Source organism: Novosphingobium sp. BL-S-24 (genome assembly GCF_055521575.1).
Genome location: NZ_CM145488.1, coordinates 783,521 through 803,502, shown reverse-complemented (window position 1 = coordinate 803,502; position 19,982 = coordinate 783,521). Strand labels below are relative to the sequence as shown.

The window sequence follows — 19,982 nt, the reverse complement described above, 5'->3', positions numbered from 1 at the left end:
AGGGAGCGGGGCACCGCAGCCACCATCATTACTGCGGGATACTTGACCGGGGACCGGTGTCGCGGCACCCATGGCATATGATCAAACCCCGGACATTCTGCGCAACGCTTGCCTTGGCATCAGTTTGCGCCGCCGCCATCTTCTCGCCTGTTCTAGCGCAGAAGGTGGCCGGTCCAACCGACACCATGCTGAACGAGCAGGTGAAGGAGTACGACTGGGTCAGGCCGCAGGCTGATTATGTCCGCCGCACCGTGATGATCCCGATGCGTGACGGCAAGAAGCTGTTCACCGTCATCGTGTTTCGGAAAGGCGTCCGCGACGCGCCGATCCTGTTGAGCCGCACCCCTTATAACGCCGACAAATCGACCAGCCGCAACCGTAGCCAGAAGATCGAAGAAATCCTGCCGGTCGCCGACGCGGAATTCGTCAACGACGGTTACATCCGCGTCTATCAGGATGTGCGCGGGCTTGACGGATCGGAAGGCGATTACGTCATGAACCGGCCTTTGCGCGGGCCGCTGAACAAGACCAGGGTCGATCACGCAACCGATGCCTACGACACGATCGACTGGCTGGTGAAGAATGTAAAAGAAAGCAACGGCAAGGTCGGGATCACGGGTTCATCCTACCTCGGTTTCACGTCGTTGATGGCGTTGATCGATCCGCATCCGGCGTTGAAGGCCGCGGTCCCGCAAAGCCCGATGGTCGATGGATGGATGGGGGATGACTGGTTCCATAACGGCGCCTTCCGCACGTTCGGGTTCGATTATGACCTAGGCCAGACGGTGAAGAAGGGCGGCGGCGACGTGCCGCGCGGAGGGGGCGACGATTACACCGCCTACCTCGAGGCCGGATCGGCGATGGACTACGCCCGGACGTATGGCCTGCTGGATCTGCCGGTGGTTCGCAAAGTGCTGGAACATCCCAGCTATGACGCCTGGTGGCAGGGGCAGGCGGTGGACAAACTGCTGGCCCAACGCAAGCTGACCGTGCCGACCATGCTGGTCGTCGGGCAGTGGGATCAGGAAGACAGCTATGGCGCTCCGGCGGTGTATCAAGCCCTGAAGGTAGCCGGTACGCCCAGCGACATGGTCAGTCTGGTGATCGGGCCATGGCGACATTCGCAGGTAAATTACGAAGCTCGCAATCTCGGCTCGCTGAAATGGGAGGGCGACACCGGGCTGCAGTTCCGCACCCGGTGGATGAAGCCGTTTCTCGATTGCCATCTGAAAACGCAGGCCCCGGCGTGCGAGACGCCGCCGGTGCTTACGTATGCGACCGGCCAGAACCAGTGGGAAGTGTCACAAGCGTGGCCGGCTGGCACGTATACGCCGCTGTACCTTTCGGCGAATTACGGACTGTCCTGGGCCAAGCCGCAATCCGGCACAGACAGCTACGTGTCCGATCCGGCCAAGCCCGTCCCGATGCTGCCGCGACCCATCGACATGAAAGGCGACGAGTGGCGCACCTGGCTGGTTCATGACCAGCGCTTCGTCGATGGGCGGCCGGATGTGTTGAGTTACTCAACGGGTACGCTCGCCAAGCCGGTCCACATCAAGGGCGCGCCCAAGGTGGATCTGCGCGCCGCGACCAGCGGGCAGGACAGCGACTTTGTGGTCAAGCTGATCGACGTCTATCCGCAGGAAAACAGCGCCGACCCGACGATGGCTGGCTATCAGCTGGGCATCGGGATCGAGATTTTCCGAGGGCGCTATGTGAATGGTTTTTCCACCCCCCAGGCGTTGGAACCGGGCAAGGTGTATGATTTCAAGTGGGCGCTGCCCAACGTGGATCATGTGTTCCTGCCGGGGCACAAGATCATGGTACAGGTGCAGTCCAGCCTGTTCCCGCTTTACGATCGCAATCCGCAAAGCTGGGTGCCCTCGATCATGGATGCCAAGCCTGCCGACTACGTGAAAGCGACGGAGACGATCCACTATGGCGGCGATGCTGCAAGCGCCGTATGGCTGCCGGTCGCCGCTGATTGAGAGGATCAGTCTGCTAAAAATCGCTCGATAGTGTGGGCGACGGTTTCTGTATCGAGGTCCAGAAAGCCATTCCCTGCATCGCCAAGTTCTACGAACGTGGATTGGCGAAGCGACGCGGCATGGCGCTGCGTTTCGTCCCAAAGATCGTCGCGCGGGCAGAACACCAGGGTCGGTTGCCCGATTGCTTTCAGGTCGGCCAGGCAATCATGATCGAACACCGCGCGAAACCCCCACGGCAGGCGGGAGCCGGTACGCAGGCAATCGCCGAGCGCAACGTACCGCCAGTTCGCATCTAGCCGGGAATCGTTCAGCGTCTGCGTCAGATTCCATAACTCCATGATGCTGGAGCCGTCCTCACGCGGGACAGGAAAGGCATCGATGTTGGCCAGCATCACCAGCCGCTTTTGCTCATCCAGTGCTGGCAGGCTGACGAACACGATCCGCCTGATCCGGTCGGGGTGATGGCGTCCCATCCACGCGGCGATGGCGCTCCCGGTATGATAGCCCATGAGATCGACCGGGCCTGCTGGAAGCGTGCCGTCCGTTTGCAGACGGTCGATCAATTCAAGCATTGCCCGGCCATAATCGGCGATGGAGGGCGGCGATGAAGGGGCGTCGCTGTCTCCATAACCGGGCGTATCAGGGGCCACGCAATGGCGTCGATCGCCCAGAACACCGATCAGGCGTTCGAAGTCGCGACCGCTTTTCGGGCTTTGATGCAGGCAGATCAGCGCTGGACGATCGGCCTTAGCGTCCGTTCCAGCCAGACGCAGATGGATTTGGCCAAATGGGCCTTGGGCATAGGCTCTGCGCACACTCACCATCATCGGTCCTCCCTGAGTGTGACCGGTAGATGGGTTCAGCCCGGCGGCGCGGTGGGAACTGGGGCGTATTCACCTGCCAGACAAAATACGCCGTTCCCGGTGAACGCCCGTTTCGTTGATGTGTTCAGGCAAGGAGGCAATCGCGAGGATAGTACGATGGCGCAATCTCCACCGCGTACCGATCAGCATGAGGCGCTTGGGATATTCGTCGGTCGATGGTCGGCGCGCGGCATGTCGTACGGCGGAACCGACCAGCGCGGTGATGACCCGAAGGCACATGGGCAGACGTGGATCAGCACGCACGAGGCGTACTGGCACACCGGCAAGTTCTTTGTCGTGCAGGACGAGCGGGCGGATATCTCAGGCAGTCGCTTCGATACGCTGAGCATTCTTGGCGTGAACGAGGACGGCACCCTCTTTTCGCGGAGTGTGGAAAACCATGGCTTCTATCGCGATTACGCCGTTATGCGCGATGGTGATACCTGGCGTTTTGAAGGTCCAACGGAGCGGGCGACCGTTCGCTTCGAGCACGACGGTGCGCGCCAGGTATGGTGCTGGGAATGGAAGCCGGACGGCGTGTGGCTTCCGCTTTGCGATCGTGTCGCCGACCGTATCGACTGAAGCGGAACGCCCAACGCCACTTCAGATCGGCCGCATCTCCGGCGTTTCGTGGACCTCCAGAATTTCGAACACGTTACCAAAGAAATCGCGGCAATAGGTTCCGGCATAGCCGTGCTTCACCCCGTGCTCGTCGGTCGTGATACCCTCCATCGCAGGAGGCGCATGGACGGGCAGCCCGGCAGCAACAATGCGCTCGTGAACCTCGACGACATCCTCCACCTGGAGGGCAATATGGGTGTAGCCGTATTCGTTCACCCCCCGTCGTGGGTCCTGGGGGGCCTGTTTTGGCGCATTGTACTGAAATGCTTCGATCTGCACGTTGCCGAGGCGGCAGAAGAATTGATCGGCAGCGCTGCCTTCAAGGCCGACGATCTCGTCAATGAAAGGATTGTCCGCCCAGCTCAGCGGTTCGACTTCCTCCACCGCGCCAAGGATATCGATGTAGAACTCGCGCGCCTTGGCAAGGTCGGGCACCGAGACGCCGATGTGGTGGACACCGATGACGCCGTGAACGCGGCTCATGCCGACACCGCCGCAGAGCTTTCCGCCCCGACGTTGCGCTGCGCCGCGTGTTTACCCGCGAGATAGCCGAAGACCATGCCCGGGCCGAGGGTGCCGCCGCCGCCGCCATAGGTCATGCCCATCATCGAACCCATCGCATTGCCTGCGGCGTAGAGGCCGCCGATCGGCTTGCCGTCCACGTCGATGACCCGGCCCAACGTGTCCGTCTTGGGGCCGCCCTTCGTGCCAAGCGCGCCGGATTTGACTTCGGCGGCGTACCAGGGGCCGCCCTCCAGCTTACCGAGCGTGGCTTCCTTTTCGCCCTTGTGCGCGGGGTCGCCCCAGTAGAGGTCGTAGTAGCTGTCGCCCCGGCCAAAGTCCTCGTCCTTGCCGTTATCGACCATCCGGTTCCAGCGATCGACCGTTGCCTCCAGCGCGCTGGCAGGAATGCCGAGTTTGCCTGACAATTCATCCAGCGTGTCGCCGCGCTCGATCCAGTCGGCGGGGACTTTCTTGTGCTCGCTGGCGTCGGCGGTGCCGATGAGCTGCGCGTCGAGGAAGCCCCACTTGTCATAGAACGACTGGTTGAACACGCACCACGCCGGCAGGTTCGCCCAGGAGCAGGAATTGAGATCCTGCACATGGAACGCCGCGCCAAACGCGTTGTAGTTCGCCGCCTCGTTGGTGAAGCGTTTGCCCGTGCGGTTGACCATGATCGTTCCGGGGAGCGTGCGTTCGCCGGTGAAAAGCATGCAGCCCATTTCGTTGAGCGGCGCTTCGACCACTGGCATCCACCACGCCTCACGCATGGAGGAGAGCATGGCGCCAGCCTTCATCGCCATTCGCAAGCCGTCGCCGGTATTGGTGCGGATCGATACGGGGGAGGTGAGGGGGCCGCGCAGGAAGGCCGCCTTGAAGGCCTCGTTGTGCTCGAACCCGCCGGTCGCGATGACCAGGTTATGCGTGTCGATCGTGCTGCCATCGTCAAGGACGACCCCGGTGATCGCGCCATGTTCGATAACCAGATCCTTGCCGCCGGTGCCGAGCAGGAAATCCACTTCGCGATCGAGACAGCCGCGAAGGAGGCGACCGACCAGCGAATGGCCAAGGCCACGCTCGTCATTCTCGCTGCGGCGCTTGGCTTCTTCGGGTGGGAGAGGGTCTGGGACGGCTTGCGCCAGCGACGTCTCGCCTACGGTGAAGTGGACGTGGGGCCAATAGTAGGGGGACACTTCCACCTTGTCGCTCCATTCGCCCAGCTCGCTGTAAGGATAGACCGGGCATTCCAGCGTGCGCCCACCGCGACTGGCGGCGCCAGGTTGTTCGGGGTGATAGTCCGGGAAATGAGGCACGACCATGAACTGGACCGGCGTGCGCTCCTCAAGAAACGAAACCATCTCCACGCCGCCATCGACGTAGGCTTCGGCCATTTCCGGTTCGATCAACCCGTTCGACATCGACGCGAGATACGTCAGCGCCTTGTCGCGGCTGTCTTCCTTGCCGAATTCCTTCTGGTGGGGATTGCAGGGAATCCAGATCTGTCCGCCCGACCATGCGGACGTGCCGCCTACCTTCTCGCCCTTTTCCACGACGAGCACTTTGGCGCCATGCTCAGCCGCCGTCAGCGCGGCGGTCATGCCCGCAGCGCCGGAGCCGAGCACGACGAGATCGTATGCCTTGTTGGTCATCTTATCTCTCCCGAAGGCCCCGCGCTCTCCCGCGCGGGCCATAATGTAATCAGACCTGGCTGAACCCTCCGTCCATCACGAGTTCGTCGCAGGTCATGAAGCTGGATGCGGTGGAGGCCAGGAAGACGACGCCGCCCGCCATCTCTTCCGGTTTGCCGAGGCGGCCGATTGGGTGGGTTGCGTTGACCCCGGCCAGCGCCGCGTCGCGCGACGGGACGGCGCCCAGTTCAACGTAGCGGTCCATGATCGAGTTCAGCATCGGCGTGTCTATGCCGCCGGGGTGCACGGAATTGACGCGGATGTTGTATTTGAGCGCCGCGAACTCTGCGCCAAGGCATTTGCTCAGCATTTTGATCGCCGCCTTGCTGACGCAATAGGCGGCATTGAACGCCGCGCCGCGCAGGCCGCCGACGCTGGAGAAGTTGATCACCGAAGCGCCCGAAGGCCGGGCCTTGCCGCCTTCCTTCAGCAGATCCAGCATGACTTGCGTGCCGATGATCGCGGAATCGACGTTGATCGCGTTCACCTTGTGAAATTCGCTGAGTGGCGTGTCCTCGAATTTTGTGACAATCGAGAACCCGGCGTTGTTCACCAGCGCATCGAGGCGGCCGTACTTTTCACGAACGAGAGCTTCGACCGCGCGCCAGTCAGCCTCGCTGGTGACGTCGTGTTTCAGGTAGTGATCGGCGCCCTCGATCTCGGCCTGATCCCTTAGATCGGTGGCGATCACGGTGGCGCCGGCGGCCTTCATGGCCTTGACGATTTCACGCCCGATGCCACCGGCTGCTCCGGTGACGACGGCGATTACGTCGGGAAGAGCGATGGTCATTGTGCGGTCCAGCCCCCGTCAACCACCAGCTCTGAGCCGGTCATGTACGAACTGTCGCTGCTGGCAAGGAAGTACACCGCGCTTGCCAGTTCGGACGGATCGGCCAGGCGGCCGATCGGGGTCTTGCTGGCCATCACATCGACCAGCTCTTGCGTATGCTTGGCCGCGCCCTTGTCCACCCAGCGTTGGAAACCTTCCTGAAGCAGCGGGGTGACGACGAAACCGGGATGCAGCGAATTGGCGCGGATCGGCATGCGCTTTTCGGCGAATTCAAGCGCGATCGACTTGGTGAACAGGCGCACCGCACCCTTGCTGGCGTTGTAACCGGATACTTCGCTCATGCCGACGAGGCCCATGATGGAGCTGACGTTGATGATCGACGCGCCGCCCTGCACCTCGGCGCCACTGCTTTCCATCAGCGGCACGAACGTGCGGGTGCCCAGGAACACGCCATCGACGTTGATGCTCATGATCTTGCGCCATCCGTCCAGCGACGTGGTCGCAACCGGGCCGGTGAGGTCGATGCCTGCGTTGTTGACGAGGATATGAAGCTTGCCATGCCGCTCGGTGACGGCGGCGAGCACTTTCGCCCAGTCATCTTCGCTGGTGACGTTGGCCTGCACATAGCTGGCTGCCTGGCCGAGCTTTTGCAGCACGCCGGTGGCCTGCTCGCTGTCCGGGGCGGCAAGGTCGGTCAAGACAACTTCCGCGCCCTCGGCCAGAAACCGCTCGACACAGGCCAGACCGATGCCGCGCAGTCCGCCCGATACCAGTGCGACGCGGCCTTTCAGCCGCTGCGAACCCAGTTCCTCGCTCATACGCCGTTCATTCCTGCAGTGGACGCGCCATCCATGGTGAATTCGCTGCCCGAGCAGAACCGCGCTTCGTCGCTGGCAAGCCAGGATACCATTCCGGCCACTTCCTCCACCGATGCCATGCGGCCCATGGGGGAAAGCCCTTCGTAGGCACCACGCGTGGCCGCCGGATCGGGGGACTTGTCGATCAGACCCCGGATCATCGCGGTCTCCACCACGCCCGGTAGCACCGCATTGACGCGAATCTGATACTTGCGGTTGCCCGAATGGACTGCCGAGGATTTCACCAGCGCGATCACGGCCGACTTCGATACCGAATAGGCGCAGAAGTTGCCCATGGCGCGGTGCGCGTTCATCGAGGAATTGACGATGATCGAGCCGGTCGGGCCGTCTGGATTGCGGGACATGGCGCGCATGGCGTGCTGCACCGTCAGCATCACGCCGGTCAGGTTGACGCCGATGATGTTGTTCCAGCCATCGATGGAGATATCTTCGATGCTGCCATCGCCGCTTTCGGTGCCGGCGTTGGCGAATGCGATGTCGAGCCGCCCGTGTTGCTCGGCGATCTGGGCGATCAGCCCGTCCCAGGCGGCCGCATCTGTGACGTTATGCTTTACAAACTGGGCTCCCGTCGCCGCGCACAGCTTGTCTGCGGCGGCCTGATTGGACCCTGTGAAAATCACTTTCGCGCCGTCCGCGCACAAACGCTCTACCGTCCCGGCGCCGATGCCGGAGGTTCCCCCGGTGACGAGCGCCACTTTGCCTTCAAGCCGCTTCACGGCAGTCTCCCATTACGATTGATAGGAACATGACTGATCCGATCGCGGCGACAACCTATGATTTGAGCAAGGTGACTCCATGCGCTTGAAGGTCCAGACATGGTTCCAAACAGGGAAATCTGTGCTTGGGAGATTGTAATCAGATGGCCGACCGCGACCCCGAAATCGCCAGCAAACTGGGCGAAGACCGCAGCGAGGGCATCAGCTGGGCCGAGCTTATGGCTCTGGATTCGCGCACCCCGCCCTCAATCCTGACGGACGAGAGCTATACCTATCGTGGATCGGACCCGATCCCGGCGGAACGCTACACCAGCGAGGAATTCGCAAAGCTGGAACGCGAACGGATGTGGCCATACGTATGGCAGTTCGTCGCGCGGGAGGAAGACCTGCCGGAGCCGGGCGACTTCATCGTGTATGAAAACGCCGGGCGTTCCTATCTGGTCAGCCGTCAGGACGATGGGTCGATCCGGGCGATGCACAACGTGTGCCTCCATCGCGGGCGCAAGCTGCGGACGGAGGATGGCTTTGCCGAAAAGTTCGTCTGCCCCTTCCACGGTTTCGCCTGGAAAAAGGACGGCAGCTTCGATTCGATGCCCTGCCAATGGGATTTTCCGCATCTTTCCGAACAGAAGCTGGACCTGCCCGATGCCGAAGTCGGCCGCTGGGGCGGATACGTCTTCCTGCGGGAGGAAAAGGGTGGCCCCAGCCTGGAGGAATTTCTCGCCCCGTTGCCGGAACACTTCAAGCGCTGGCGGCACGAGGAATGCGCCAGCGTCATGCGCGTCGCTAAGGAAGTGCCCGCCAACTGGAAGGTCGTGATGGAAGCCTTCATGGAGGCTTGGCACACGATCGTCACCCATCCGCAACTGCTGCCTTTCACCGGCGATTCCAACGCTGCGTATTGGACCTGGGGCGATAACGTGAACGTCAATCTGGTGCCGTTCGGCATCATGAGCCCGCACATCCAGGAAGGGCAGGGCGAACAGTGGATCGTTGACGAGTTCATCAAGTACAACGGCCGCTCAGGCGACAACTACGAAGGGGAGGCTCACGCCAACCCGATGGCGATCAAGGTGCCCGAAGGCATGACCGCTCGCGCCGCGCTGGGCGAAGCGATGCGACAGGCCTATACGGAAAGCACGGGCTACGACCACTCCGACGCGACCGATGCGGAACTGCTGGACGGCATCGTCTACAACGTGTTCCCCAACTTCGCGCCCTGGGGCGGCTACATGCCGAACATCGTCTACAACTGGCTGCCCGGAAAGACGCCGGACACCTGCATAATGGAAGTGCGCATTCTGGCCCGCATCCCCAAGGGCCAGCCGATCCCACGCGGTGCGCCGCTGAAGATGCTGCGCCTTGACCAGAAGTGGACCGAGGCCCCCGAGCTGGGCATCCTTGGTGACGTTTTCGAACAGGACATGGACAACCTGCCTTACGTGCAGGACGGCCTTCACGCCTCGAAGAACGGCAAGGTGAACCTGGGCAACTATCAGGAAATCCGCATCCGTCAGTTCCAGGACACCATGATGAAATACATCGAGGGTGATCTCGGCGGCGCGAAGGCCTGACAGCATGACGGAAACCGAAGCGCGTCCGCCGCGCATCAACTGCGTCCTCGTTTGCGGCGGCGTGTGGCACGACATGGACTTCGCACGGCTTGAACTGCTCAAGCTGCTGTCAGAGGATCCGTCCGTGCGGACCCGGGTGTTCGAGAATTACGAGACGCTCGACGCCCTTCGCGAGGCGGACATCCTCATCACCTATACCTGCGACGTCACGCCCTCGCTGGCGGCGCAGGAAGTGCTGCGCGAATGGCTGACGGCAGGTGGGCGCTGGTATGCCCTGCATGGCACGAACTCGGTCCTGCGCCTGCTGTCGGAAGGGCCGGACAAGGGCCTGTGGGATGCGCCGCGCTGGGCACCGCTGTTCATGGACATGCTCGGCTCGCAGTTCATTTCGCACCCGCCCATCGCACCCTATACGGTGACGGTCGCCGATCCCGACCATCCGCTGGTCGCCGGGATCGAGCCGTTCGAGACGACGGACGAACTGTATCATCTGGAAACGCACGGCGATCTTCACGTGCTGCTCGAAACCGACTGCACCGAAGAAGGTACAGGCTTCGTCGAGGCGAAGGACGCACTGGGCACACAGCCGGTCATGTACCTGAAGGGCCATGGCAAGGGCGCGGTTCTGTACAATACCCTTGGGCATTGTCGCGGCCATTACGATCTGCAGCCGATGCTGGACTGGTGGCCCACCGTGGATCGCTGCGCGTGGGATCTGCCGGTGTTTTACGACCTGCTGCGGCGGGGCATTGATTGGGTCAAGCAGCGCGAGCGGTAAGACCCGCTCGATCGCGGACAAAAAGAAGGGGCGGTACCGAAAGGTGCCGCCCCTTTGTCAGGTGTGGTTCGTTAAATTCAGTGCAACAGGCCGGCGTAGCGATCAAGCGCCGCCAGTGGGGCTTCCGGCCAGCGGGACAGGACCAGCAGGCGCTTGTGCCCGCCGCCGATCGCCAGCTCGTCCGTCACGCCCATGCCCCCGTGGAACTGGATCATCTCGTGCCCCAGGTGGACGGAGGCATCGGCGATATAGGCTCGCGCGCCATAGGCGGCAGTGGCGAATTCATCGCTACCCCATGAAACGAGGGCCAGGTTCAGCAGCGCCCGGCTCTGTTCGATCACGGCGTACTGGGCGACCATGCGGTGCTGGATTGCCTGGAACGAGCCGAGCGGCGATCCGAACTGGTCGCGGGTGCGCAGATAATCGATGGTGTCGCGGAAGATGCGCTCCATGATGCCCAGCGCCTCGGCGCTGCGGGCAAGTGCCGCCAGATCGTTCACCGACGCGATGGCGGCAAGGCCATCCACTCCGCCTTCGTCCAGCACATACGCGGCGGGCACGGTGACGTCGCGAAGCTCCAGCGCAGTGGCGACGCTGCCGTCGGCCATGCGCCATTCGCGGCTCGACAGGCCCGGCGCGTCCGCTGGAATGAAAAACAGCGCCACGCCATCGGCGTCGCCCGGGCTGCCGGAAAGACGCGCCGACAGGACATAGCCGTCCGCCCCGCCACCAGCCGCACAATAGGGTTTGGCGCCGGAGATGCGGTAGCCTTCACCATCCGCGACTGCCGTCGTCTCCACCCACGGCAACCCATCGCGGGCCCGTGCTTCGGCATGGGCGAGCGCCAGCCGCTTCTCGCCCGTCAGCAGCCCGTCGATCCATTCATCGCGCAGGGCAGGCCGGGCCTTGGTGGCGAACAGTCGCCCTGCCATGACCACCGCCTCGGCAAGCGGTTCCACCACCAGCCCGCGACCCAGCGCCTCGAACACCGTCGCAATGCCGGTCGCGTCCAGCCCCAGCCCGCCAAGGTCCTCGGCGAACGGCGCGGCGATCAGGCCAAGCTCGCCCAGCAGCTGCCAGTTGGCGCTGGAAAAACCGGCCGGTTCGGCCAGAAAGGCACGACGGCTATCGTGATCGTAATGGTCGGCCACGAAGCGCTCGGTCAGCGCCTTGAGCATTTCCTCGTCTTCGCTGAGGTCGAAGTTCACTGTCCACTCCCGCTTCTTGATCCCCGATCTATCACCAAGCAGGTAGGCGTTACCGCTGGGCAAAAGGCTAGTCATAAAATCGGGCTATGGGGGGACTACACCCGATTGTGCCGCCAGTTCCACCGGGCTAAGAGGGCGGGGAGAGGACTTATGCAATTGCTGTCTCAGGAAAACATCGATGCCGTGCGAGTCAAGTCGCCCGAAGGTATCCGGGCAGCTGCCGAGGCGTTGCACCGGATCTCCCTCGATCATGGAATGCGCGCCGCTCCCGCACATGATATCGCCGACAAAAGAACCCCGGTCGATGCCGATGGCAAGATCCTGGCGACAGAGATTTTCGGCTGGGGCAACGAGGAAAAGGTGTGGTGGCGCAATTCGCGCATCGCGCTCGATAGCCCGCTGACCACCGCCTGCCGTTTCGAAAGCCAGCCGTTCTGGGCCAACGCTGAAGGCTTCCGCACGCGCGAACCGAACGCCTATCTCGCCTCGATCGAAATCGGCAATTTCGAGCAGCGCGCCATGACGCGCGCAGCCATCGGCGTGCCGGTCCATCTGCCGTTCGGCCAGATCGGCGTGGTCAGCTTCAATCCTCTGGACAAGGACAAGACGGACCTTTCCGAAGAGTTCGACAAATTGTCCGATGCCCTTGGTCTCTACGCCCGCACGTTCATCGCCACGTACGTACAGGTCATGGGATCGACGCAGGCGCTGCCGCCGGAATCGCGCCTGTCCAAGCGCGAAGTCGAATGCCTGCGCTGGGCCGCGATCGGCAAGACCGACCTTGAAATCAGCATGATCATGTCGCGCAGCCGGGCGACGGTGCGCTTCCATATCCATAATGCGGCGACGAAACTGAATGCGGTCAACCGTAGCCAGACCGTCTTCAAGGCAGCGCAGCTGGGCTACATTTCACTCCAGAACTGAGTGGTTGGATGAAGTGATGGAGCGCGCTCGCCGCCGACCGCGCTGGGGCGTGGCGGCGCTAGTCCTGCTGCTGCACATTCTGTTCTTGGCAGGGCTCATCCGCGCCTTTCGTCCTGACTTTGCCGCCACCGCCGTCCGAGCAGTGACGCAGGCTTTCACGGTGGCGATTGAGAAGGAACCGGCTCCCCCGCCCCAGGCCGATCCGTCCCCAAGCCCGACGCCTAGCCGATCTGCGGACAAGGAAGCCGCTTCCGGGGTGGCTGGCAAAATGGCCGTACCCCGCGACGTTGTTTTGCCCAAAGCCCCGGTCGCGACCCGCACCGTAGCGGCAGTTCCAACTGCGGACAAAGGCACAGGCGACAGCGCCGGATCGGCCATTGCGGGGGCTGGCACAAGCGGAGCAGCGGCCGGTTCGGGGTCAGGCGCCGGGAGAGATGGCGCTGGACGGGGCGGGGGTGGCGGCGGTGCGCCTACCGTAAAGATCGCCGGCGATATCAACTCGGCGCGTGACTATCCACGCAAAACCCGGGACCTGCGCGTCGGTTCGTCGGTGGTGATCGACCTGCAGGTGGGGGCGGACGGCCGCGTCTCCGATTGCCATGTGGTGCGGCCCAGTCCTGACCCGGACGCCGACCGCATCACCTGCGATCTTGCCGCCAGGCGCTTCCGGTTTCGCCCTGCAATCAATGCCTCGGGCGAGCCGATCCCGGCGACGTACCGCTGGCAGCAGCGCTGGTTCTACTGAGCCGACGAACAAGCTGTAACATTGCGTTGCAACACTGTGCGGCTATGAGCGGTTATACGCGAACGTCCTTTACGAGTTTACACCATTTATGCCGACCATCGTACCCGTCATCCTTTGCGGAGGCAGCGGCACGCGCCTGTGGCCGCGCAGCCGCGCGTCCATGCCCAAGCCCTTCCTGCCGCTGGTCGGCGACAACACGCTGTTCGAAGCGGCGCTGGCCCGCTGCCCGGCGTCGGGAGGATTCGCTGCGCCGGTCGTAGTGACGGGACGCCACCATCTTTCGCATGTGGAGGCGCAGCTGGGAACGGTGGACGGCGCGCAAGTGATCGTCGAGCCGGCAGCGCGCAACACCGCCGCCGCGATCGCGCTCGCCGCCTATCGCCTGCCGGAAGACGCGGTGATGCTGGTGTGCCCGAGCGATCACCACATTGGCAACCCGGACGCCTTCGCGGTCGCCGCCTGCGCTGCGGCGGACCTTGCGGAAGAAGGCTGGCTCGTCTCCTTCGGGATCGAGGCGACCGCGCCCGAAACCGGCTTTGGCTATCTGAAGCGCGGTGACGAGATTCCGGGCGGCTATCGCACCGCGCAGTTCGTCGAAAAGCCTGATCTTGAACGCGCTATGGCCTTCCTGGCCGAAGGTATCTACGCGTGGAACGGCGGCATCTTCGCTTTCCGCGTAAAGGATTTCCTGGAAGAGCTGAAAACCCACCGCCCGCAGATCGCCGCCGGGGTGGCGGACGCCGTCGCGCGGGGCAGCGAGGATGGTCAGCGCTTCCACCCCGATGCGGAGACGTTCGCCAATGTCCCCAGCGATTCGGTGGACTACGCGGTGATGGAAAACACCCAGCGGGCGGCGATGGTGCCCGCCGACATGAGCTGGTCCGACATCGGTAACTGGCACGCGCTCCACGACGCGCTCGACCGGGACGAGAACGGCAATTCGGTGCGCGGCATCGGCGAAACCGAACTGGTCGATTGCCGCAACGTGCTGGTCGACAGCGACGGGCCGCGTGTCTCGGTTATCGGGCTGGAGGATGTGATCGTCGTGGTCGATGGGAACGACATCATGATCACCACCGTTTCCGGGGTGCAGAAAGTCGGCAAGCTGACCGGCGCCGCCAACCAGTGAAGATGATCGCATGACAGCCGCCTTGGAAACCCGCGAAGTCGAAAAGCCCTGGGGCAAGGACACTTTGCCTCAGCCGTTCAGCGCGCCGGAAGGCAAGCGGATCGGCGAAATCTGGTTCGAACCGCCAGCCGCCTTGCCCGACCTTCTCGTCAAGTACATCTTTACGAGTGAAAAGCTGTCGGTGCAGGTCCACCCGACCGACGCGCAGACCATCGCCAAGGGCCTAGGAAAGCAGGGCAAGGAAGAATGCTGGTTGATCCTCGCCGCGGAACCGGGGGCTACGCTCGGCATCGGCTTTGACGAGCATATCACGCCAGACGCCATGCGCGCCGCCGCGCTGGACGGGTCGATCGAAGACTTGATGACATGGCACGACGTATCGCCGGGCGACTTCTTTTATATTCCCGCCAACACCGTTCACGCGATCGGCGTGGGTGTGAGTCTGATCGAAGTGCAGCAGAACAGCGACATTACCTATCGCCTGTATGACTACGGCCGCCCGCGCGAACTGCATCTGGACGATGGTATCGCCGTCTCGAAAGGCGAAACGTACGCGCTCGACCAGTGGTACAAAAGCGTGCCGCCGCACGGGTCACAGACGCTGGTGAACGGGCCGCTCTTCATGCTCGATCAGGTCGCGGGGTCTCCTACGGATGAGATCTCAGGGCGCTATCCCGAGGCGCTGCTCATCATTCCGCGTCAAGGCGATGTGCAGATCGGCGGAGAGACGATCGCGCCCGGTGGCTGTGGGCTGGCAGCACGCCTTTCGGACGTCACGTTCGCGGAAAACGGGGTGTGCCTGCTCGCAAGGGGCTGTGCAGACAAGGCGTAGCGAGGCAAGACGGACGGCATGATCGTCCAAACCATCCAGCTTGCGCTTACCCCGGTCTTCGTCCTCGTCGCGATCGGCAATATCCTGAACATCCTGTCCTCGCGATTGGGCAGAGTGGTCGATCGCGCCCGGATCCTTCAGGAGCGCCATGGCGCAACCGATGGCGCCCAGCACGACATGATCGTCAGCGAATTGCGGCTGGTTCATCAGCGAATGACGCTGATCACCCATGCGGTGCGCATGATGGTTCTGTCGGGCCTTGCCATCGGCGTGACCGTAGCAATCCTGTTTCTGTCAGGCCTCAGCGGATTTGACTGGCATACGGCGGCAGCTGTGACCTTTCTGGCCTCGGTCGTGCTGTTGCTGATCGCGCTGGTGCTGTTCCTGAAAGAGACGCAAGTCGCGGCAGAAGCGCTGCGTATTCCCAGCGATTACCTTGAGCTTGACCGCGAGATCGAAGGCCTGGAACGCCGATCCCGCCGCAGGAGGCGCTGAGTAATCAGGCCACCTGGTTGTCGTCGTCCCCGCGCCGGTCTGGAGCGGCGTCGTCCTTGCGGATGAAGCTGATCTTGCCTTGCGGCTCCAGGATGGCCCATGCGATCTGATGCAGGCCGTTGATGCCTGCCATGCGCATCTCGATAGCCAGCTCCTGATCGTCTATCCGCTCCTCGTTCATATTGCCGGGAATAAGTTTTCCGTCCTGAACGAGGATCACCGGCCTGCTTTTCAGGATCCGCCGCGCCTTTGGAAAGCGGTGGGCGATAAGGCCGAGCACAAAACTCCACGCCGCGAATGTCATGATCGCCAGCGTGGCGCCGGTAAGGGAAAAATCCTGGTGCGTTACGCCCTGCTGGATAAGGTCCCCGATCACGATGAGCGAGACCAGCTCGAACGGAGCCATCTGCCCCAGCTCCCGCTTGCCGAGCAGGCGCAGCAGGCCGAACACCATGATGAACATCACCGAGGCGCGGATTACGATTTCCATCAGTCCCGCCCTTTCGTCATGGCAGTACGGTGACCGACGTGGGGAGGGTCATCATCTGGCGCTCGCCATCCAGTAACGTGATGTTGCCTGTCAGGCGTCGGAATGCACGGGGCTGGATCTGACCATCGAACTTCACCCGCATCGGCTGATTGGCTGAAACTTTGCCGAAGTGATAGCTGTACCGACCATCGGTGGACGTGGCGCTTTCGGCGTCCGGGGCCAGGGTGTCGATGCTCATTCCCTGCCACAAAGGCTGGTCCACGGAGACTACCAGATCGTAGACATTGACGGTCGGCGTGATGGTCAGCACCGTCTCGAACCAGTTGCCGCTGCGCAGGATCGGCTCGTATTCCAGCGTTACTCGTGCAGCGGGCGACGCGTAGGCCTTCACCACGGGAGCGCCACCGCCAAGCCAGCCCATCATCGCGCTGCCCAGGGAGACGACGAAAATGGCGGCGGCGAGGATCGTCCGAAACCGCGCGAAACGGCCAACATTCAGATGTCGGCGCACAATGCCGTAGGGCGCTTCGGAAGGGGATTCGGTTACGGGCATCGTGCCTGGATCAAATCCTGCCCGCGCGCAGTGTTCCCGACGTCGGCCATGCCAAGCCGCAACGAAAAAGGCAGGGGCGAACCCCTGCCTTCTCCTCGTGTAAATCAGCGCTGGCTCAGGCGGCGAGGTCGAACGGCTCGATCTCGCCCGACAGGTACAGTTTCTTGGCCTTGGCGCGGCTGAGCTTGCCCGAGCTGGTGCGCGGCAGGCTCTTGGGCGGGACCAGTTCGACCACGCAGTTCATGCCGGTGATCGAGCGGACCTTGTCGCGGATCATCTCGCGCAGTTCGATGCGCTTCACCGGGTCGGACACGCGGCAGTGGACGAGGACGGCGGGGGTTTCCTCGCCATTGTCCATTTCCACCGAGAAGGCCGCGATGTCGCCATGGTTGAAGCCGGGAAGCTGCTCCACCGCCCACTCGATATCCTGCGGCCAGTGGTTCTTGCCGTTGATGATGATCATGTCCTTCGCGCGCCCGACGATGAACAGATAGCCTTGCGCCATGTACCCCATGTCGCCCGTGTCGAGCCAACCGTCGACCAAGCAAGCGGCGGTCGCTTCGGGATCGCGGAAGTAGGAATGCATCACGCTGGTGCCACGGCACCATACTTTGCCGATCTGGTGATCGCGCAAAGTGTGGCCGTCCTCGCCCCGGATCACGACTTCCATGTCGCGCACCGGCTTGCCGCAATTGACGATGGCGCGGTAGCGGGCAGGGCGCGACAGATCGCGCGGGCTGCCGGAGAGGCGCTCTTCCTCCACCAGCTCGACGCGAATGCCTTCGCCCGGCGGCATGATGGTGACGGCCAGCGTCGCTTCGGCAAGGCCGTAGCTCGGCAGGAAGGCACTCGCCTTGAAGCCGGCGTCGGCAAAGGCGTTGACGAAGCTCTGCATCACGTCGGGGCGGATCATGTCGGCCCCGTTGCCCGCCAGCCGCCAGCGCGACAGGTCGAAACGGTCCGAGACCGCGCTCTGGCTGGAGATGCGGCGCGCGCAGATGTCGTAGCCGAACGTCGGCGAATAGGACACCGAGGTGCCCTTGTTGCGCGAGATCATGTCCAGCCACGCGAGCGGACGGCGTGCGAAATCCTCGGTCTTGAGGTAGTCGCCCGAAACCTGATTGGCGATGAGCGACAGGAAGCAGCCGACGAGGCCCATGTCGTGATACCACGGCAGCCAGGAGATGCAGCGGTCGGCAGGCGCCAGTTCCATGCCGTGGCTGTGGCTTGCCAGATTCGACAGCAGCGAGCGATGCGTCACCGCGACGCCGTGGGGGAAGCGAGTGGAGCCGGAGGAATACTGCAGATAGCAGATGTCGTCCGGGTTGGCAGCGGGAAGGTCCACCACCGGGGCATCCTTGGCCGCGAAATCCGCCCAGGTCGCGTGACGGCAGCCCTGGCGCCCGGCAGCGGCCTCCGTCATCGTGGCGATCTCGTCCGGGCCGATCAGCATGACCGGGTCCGAGCTCGCCAGCTGGACGCCAAGCTGGTCGATATAGTTGTCCTTGCCGCCGAAGCTGGTGGGCAGGGGCAGCGGCACCGGCCAGGCGCCCGCATAGACCGCACCGCAGAACAGCGCTGCGAAATCGACGCCGGTTTCGGCGATCAGAGCGATGCGATCGTCCTTTTTCACGCCCATCGCGATCAGTTTGTGGGCAACGGCCAGCGCATCCGCGCGCAGATCGCTGAACGGATAAACGCGGGTCAGCGTGCCGCGCGGATCGTGGAAGTTGAAGCCGCGCTGCCCCTTGGCGGCATAATCCAGGGCATCGCCGAAGGTAGCGAAATCGGCGAAGCGGCGCGGATGCGCATCCTCATTGGGGGTCGGTTTCAGTGCCTGCCCCGTATTCGGCACCAAGCTGATGGTGTCGGCCATGATTTTTTAACCCGTTGTTGTTATACCATTATCAATCGCAAGATCGGCGCTACTACGCAGCTGTTCCTGAACCGGAGATAGCCGCTAGAGCATCGAATACGGTCCTGCTCACTCTCCTCATTCGTGCGCGAGTGTGGCACGAATAGGGCAGCATGTCCCAGAACCGTCGCAATTCCCCCCGTAACGGCCCCCGTCAGGGACCGCCGCCCCTGAACGCACCCCGGCTGGAAGAGATGGCGCTGGCCTATGTCGCGCGTTTTGCGACGACGCAAGCCAAGCTGCGATCTTATCTGCAGCGCAAGCTGCGCGAAAGGGGGTGGGACGGCGATACGCAGCCCCCGATCGACGAGCTTGTGGGTCGGTACGCCGAAAACGGGTATGTCGATGATGCCGCCTGGGCGAAGATGAAGACCGGCAGCCTGCTGCGCCGTGGCTATGGCGCGCGCCGCGTGGGTGAGGCGCTGGGGCAGGCGGGCATTGCCGAGGATGTGCGCGCGCAGAACAGGCCTGCGCATGTCGAGCAGCGCCGGGCCGCGCTGGTCCTGGCCCGGCGACGACGCTTTGGCCCCTTCGCGGTGCAGGAGCCGGACAGCGCGTTCGATCCAAAGCGGCGGGACAAGCAGCTGTCCGCCATGCTGCGCGCCGGTCACCCGCTCGACATTGCGCGCAGGATCGTGGAGAGCAGCGACGCCGGCGCACTGGAAGAGTGGGCCGAATCGGAATTCGGAGACGATTGAATGCGCCTGACCCGTAGCAGCCTGGCGATGGCCCTGGTGCTTGCTTTTGCCGCCTGTTCGCAGGGTCCGCAGGATGCCTCCGCCAAATCGTCTGGTGCGCAAAAATCCGCCGCGCAAAAAGCGGTCCATCCGATCTCGGGCCTGGCGGTGATCCCGCTGACCGTCGCCTCGGCGAACGGCACGCATTCTTTCACGGTCGAAGTGGCCACGTCCCCGGCGGAGCAGGCCAAGGGCCTGATGTTCCGCAGCAGCATGGGCGCAAACGAAGGCATGATCTTCGTCAACAAGCCCCCACGGCGAGCCTCGTTCTGGATGCACAACACGGTGATTCCGCTTGACATCATCTTCATCGGCACCAACCGTCGTGTCCTGAACATCGCCGCCAATGCCGTGCCGTATGACGAAACGCCGCTGCCATCGGACGGTGTCGCGTCCGGCGTGCTGGAACTGAACGGCGGCCGCGCGGCGGAACTTGGCATCAAGCCCGGCGACAAAGTCAGCTGGTAACGGGCCGCCCATTCTTATTGCGGGCAAGCGGGCCGAATGGGGCGGAACGCGCTTGCCTAACCGGGGGCAGAGCGGCTAACGCGCGGCTC

The 19,982-nt window shown here is 63.2% G+C and carries 21 protein-coding genes; 11 read left to right on the top strand and 10 right to left on the bottom strand.

The annotated features are described in order from the left end of the window. The first annotated feature begins 77 nt into the window (after positions 1–77). Positions 78–1,988, top strand: coding sequence for a CocE/NonD family hydrolase (locus ACZ1JM_RS09050; RefSeq protein WP_465134493.1), 1,911 nt, complete (start codon positions 78–80; stop codon positions 1,986–1,988). A 5-nt stretch (positions 1,989–1,993) separates the two neighbouring features. Here the strand turns inward: ACZ1JM_RS09050 and ACZ1JM_RS09045 are convergent, their stop codons facing one another. Beyond that, positions 1,994–2,815 (bottom strand): alpha/beta fold hydrolase, encoded by an 822-nt coding sequence (locus ACZ1JM_RS09045; RefSeq protein ID WP_465134492.1) that lies wholly within the window; start codon positions 2,813–2,815, stop codon positions 1,994–1,996. Between the two features lie 153 nt (positions 2,816–2,968). On the opposite strand from ACZ1JM_RS09045, the gene ACZ1JM_RS09040 reads away from it, so the two are divergent. Continuing rightward, on the top strand, positions 2,969–3,433 hold the full coding sequence (locus ACZ1JM_RS09040) for a hypothetical protein (RefSeq protein ID WP_465134491.1): 465 nt from the start codon (positions 2,969–2,971) through the stop codon (positions 3,431–3,433). Between the two features lie 21 nt (positions 3,434–3,454). On the opposite strand, the gene ACZ1JM_RS09035 is transcribed toward ACZ1JM_RS09040, so the two are convergent. Genes ACZ1JM_RS09035 through ACZ1JM_RS09015 form a run of 5 tightly spaced genes read right to left on the bottom strand, consistent with a single transcriptional unit; the run spans position 3,455 to position 8,045 of the window. Next, entirely contained in the window at positions 3,455–3,955 is a 501-nt protein-coding gene (locus tag ACZ1JM_RS09035) for a VOC family protein (RefSeq protein WP_465134490.1), read from the bottom strand. Next, on the bottom strand, positions 3,952–5,622 hold the full coding sequence (locus ACZ1JM_RS09030) for an FAD-dependent oxidoreductase (protein ID WP_465134489.1): 1,671 nt from the start codon (positions 5,620–5,622) through the stop codon (positions 3,952–3,954). The genes ACZ1JM_RS09035 and ACZ1JM_RS09030 overlap by 4 nt, the downstream gene beginning before the upstream one ends. Before the next feature lie 49 nt (positions 5,623–5,671). Continuing rightward, a complete protein-coding gene (locus ACZ1JM_RS09025; protein ID WP_465134488.1) occupies positions 5,672–6,451 on the bottom strand; it encodes an SDR family oxidoreductase in 780 nt (259 codons plus the stop codon). Beyond that, positions 6,448–7,269 (bottom strand): glucose 1-dehydrogenase, encoded by an 822-nt coding sequence (locus tag ACZ1JM_RS09020; RefSeq protein WP_465134487.1) that lies wholly within the window; start codon positions 7,267–7,269, stop codon positions 6,448–6,450. Before ACZ1JM_RS09020 ends, ACZ1JM_RS09025 begins: the two co-directional genes overlap by 4 nt. Continuing rightward, positions 7,266–8,045 carry an SDR family NAD(P)-dependent oxidoreductase gene (locus ACZ1JM_RS09015; RefSeq protein ID WP_465134486.1) on the bottom strand — a complete coding sequence of 260 codons (780 nt, stop codon included), beginning with the start codon at positions 8,043–8,045 and terminating at the stop codon, positions 7,266–7,268. Before ACZ1JM_RS09015 ends, ACZ1JM_RS09020 begins: the two co-directional genes overlap by 4 nt. Positions 8,046–8,188: 143 nt before the next feature. On the opposite strand from ACZ1JM_RS09015, the gene ACZ1JM_RS09010 reads away from it, so the two are divergent. Further along, positions 8,189–9,619 carry an aromatic ring-hydroxylating oxygenase subunit alpha gene (locus tag ACZ1JM_RS09010; protein WP_465134485.1) on the top strand — a complete coding sequence of 477 codons (1,431 nt, stop codon included), beginning with the start codon at positions 8,189–8,191 and terminating at the stop codon, positions 9,617–9,619. A gap of 4 nt (positions 9,620–9,623) precedes the next feature. Then, positions 9,624–10,397 (top strand): ThuA domain-containing protein, encoded by a 774-nt coding sequence (locus ACZ1JM_RS09005; RefSeq protein WP_465134484.1) that lies wholly within the window; start codon positions 9,624–9,626, stop codon positions 10,395–10,397. Positions 10,398–10,474: 77 nt separating this feature from the next. Here ACZ1JM_RS09005 and ACZ1JM_RS09000 read toward each other — a convergent pair whose 3' ends face one another. Further along, entirely contained in the window at positions 10,475–11,680 is a 1,206-nt protein-coding gene (locus tag ACZ1JM_RS09000; RefSeq protein WP_465134483.1) for an acyl-CoA dehydrogenase family protein, read from the bottom strand. 75 nt (positions 11,681–11,755) lie between these two features. On the opposite strand from ACZ1JM_RS09000, the gene ACZ1JM_RS08995 reads away from it, so the two are divergent. From ACZ1JM_RS08995 to ACZ1JM_RS08975, 5 genes are all read left to right on the top strand, one after another. After that, positions 11,756–12,529, top strand: coding sequence for a helix-turn-helix transcriptional regulator (locus ACZ1JM_RS08995; protein WP_465134482.1), 774 nt, complete (start codon positions 11,756–11,758; stop codon positions 12,527–12,529). Positions 12,530–12,545: 16 nt separating this feature from the next. Then, complete coding sequence (locus tag ACZ1JM_RS08990) at positions 12,546–13,274, top strand: TonB family protein (RefSeq protein WP_465134481.1); 729 nt, start codon at positions 12,546–12,548, stop codon at positions 13,272–13,274. A gap of 88 nt (positions 13,275–13,362) precedes the next feature. After that, positions 13,363–14,403, top strand: coding sequence for a mannose-1-phosphate guanylyltransferase (locus ACZ1JM_RS08985; RefSeq protein ID WP_465134480.1), 1,041 nt, complete (start codon positions 13,363–13,365; stop codon positions 14,401–14,403). 10 nt (positions 14,404–14,413) lie between these two features. Continuing rightward, positions 14,414–15,235 carry a class I mannose-6-phosphate isomerase gene (locus tag ACZ1JM_RS08980; protein WP_465134479.1) on the top strand — a complete coding sequence of 274 codons (822 nt, stop codon included), beginning with the start codon at positions 14,414–14,416 and terminating at the stop codon, positions 15,233–15,235. 18 nt (positions 15,236–15,253) lie between these two features. Continuing rightward, complete coding sequence (locus ACZ1JM_RS08975; RefSeq protein ID WP_465134478.1) at positions 15,254–15,730, top strand: DUF2721 domain-containing protein; 477 nt, start codon at positions 15,254–15,256, stop codon at positions 15,728–15,730. A 4-nt stretch (positions 15,731–15,734) separates the two neighbouring features. Here ACZ1JM_RS08975 and ACZ1JM_RS08970 read toward each other — a convergent pair whose 3' ends face one another. The 3 genes from ACZ1JM_RS08970 to ACZ1JM_RS08960 form a co-directional block, all read right to left on the bottom strand. Continuing rightward, on the bottom strand, positions 15,735–16,220 hold the full coding sequence (locus ACZ1JM_RS08970) for a DUF421 domain-containing protein (RefSeq protein ID WP_465134477.1): 486 nt from the start codon (positions 16,218–16,220) through the stop codon (positions 15,735–15,737). 16 nt (positions 16,221–16,236) lie between these two features. Next, a complete protein-coding gene (locus ACZ1JM_RS08965; protein ID WP_465134476.1) occupies positions 16,237–16,773 on the bottom strand; it encodes a hypothetical protein in 537 nt (178 codons plus the stop codon). A gap of 115 nt (positions 16,774–16,888) precedes the next feature. Beyond that, positions 16,889–18,649 carry a fatty acyl-AMP ligase gene (locus ACZ1JM_RS08960; protein WP_465134475.1) on the bottom strand — a complete coding sequence of 587 codons (1,761 nt, stop codon included), beginning with the start codon at positions 18,647–18,649 and terminating at the stop codon, positions 16,889–16,891. Between the two features lie 152 nt (positions 18,650–18,801). Here ACZ1JM_RS08960 and ACZ1JM_RS08955 point away from each other — a divergent pair, with 152 nt between their 5' ends. Further along, a complete protein-coding gene (locus ACZ1JM_RS08955; RefSeq protein ID WP_465134474.1) occupies positions 18,802–19,386 on the top strand; it encodes a regulatory protein RecX in 585 nt (194 codons plus the stop codon). Next, positions 19,387–19,893 (top strand): DUF192 domain-containing protein, encoded by a 507-nt coding sequence (locus tag ACZ1JM_RS08950; protein ID WP_465134473.1) that lies wholly within the window; start codon positions 19,387–19,389, stop codon positions 19,891–19,893. It abuts the gene before it with no gap. Positions 19,894–19,982 lie beyond the last annotated feature (89 nt).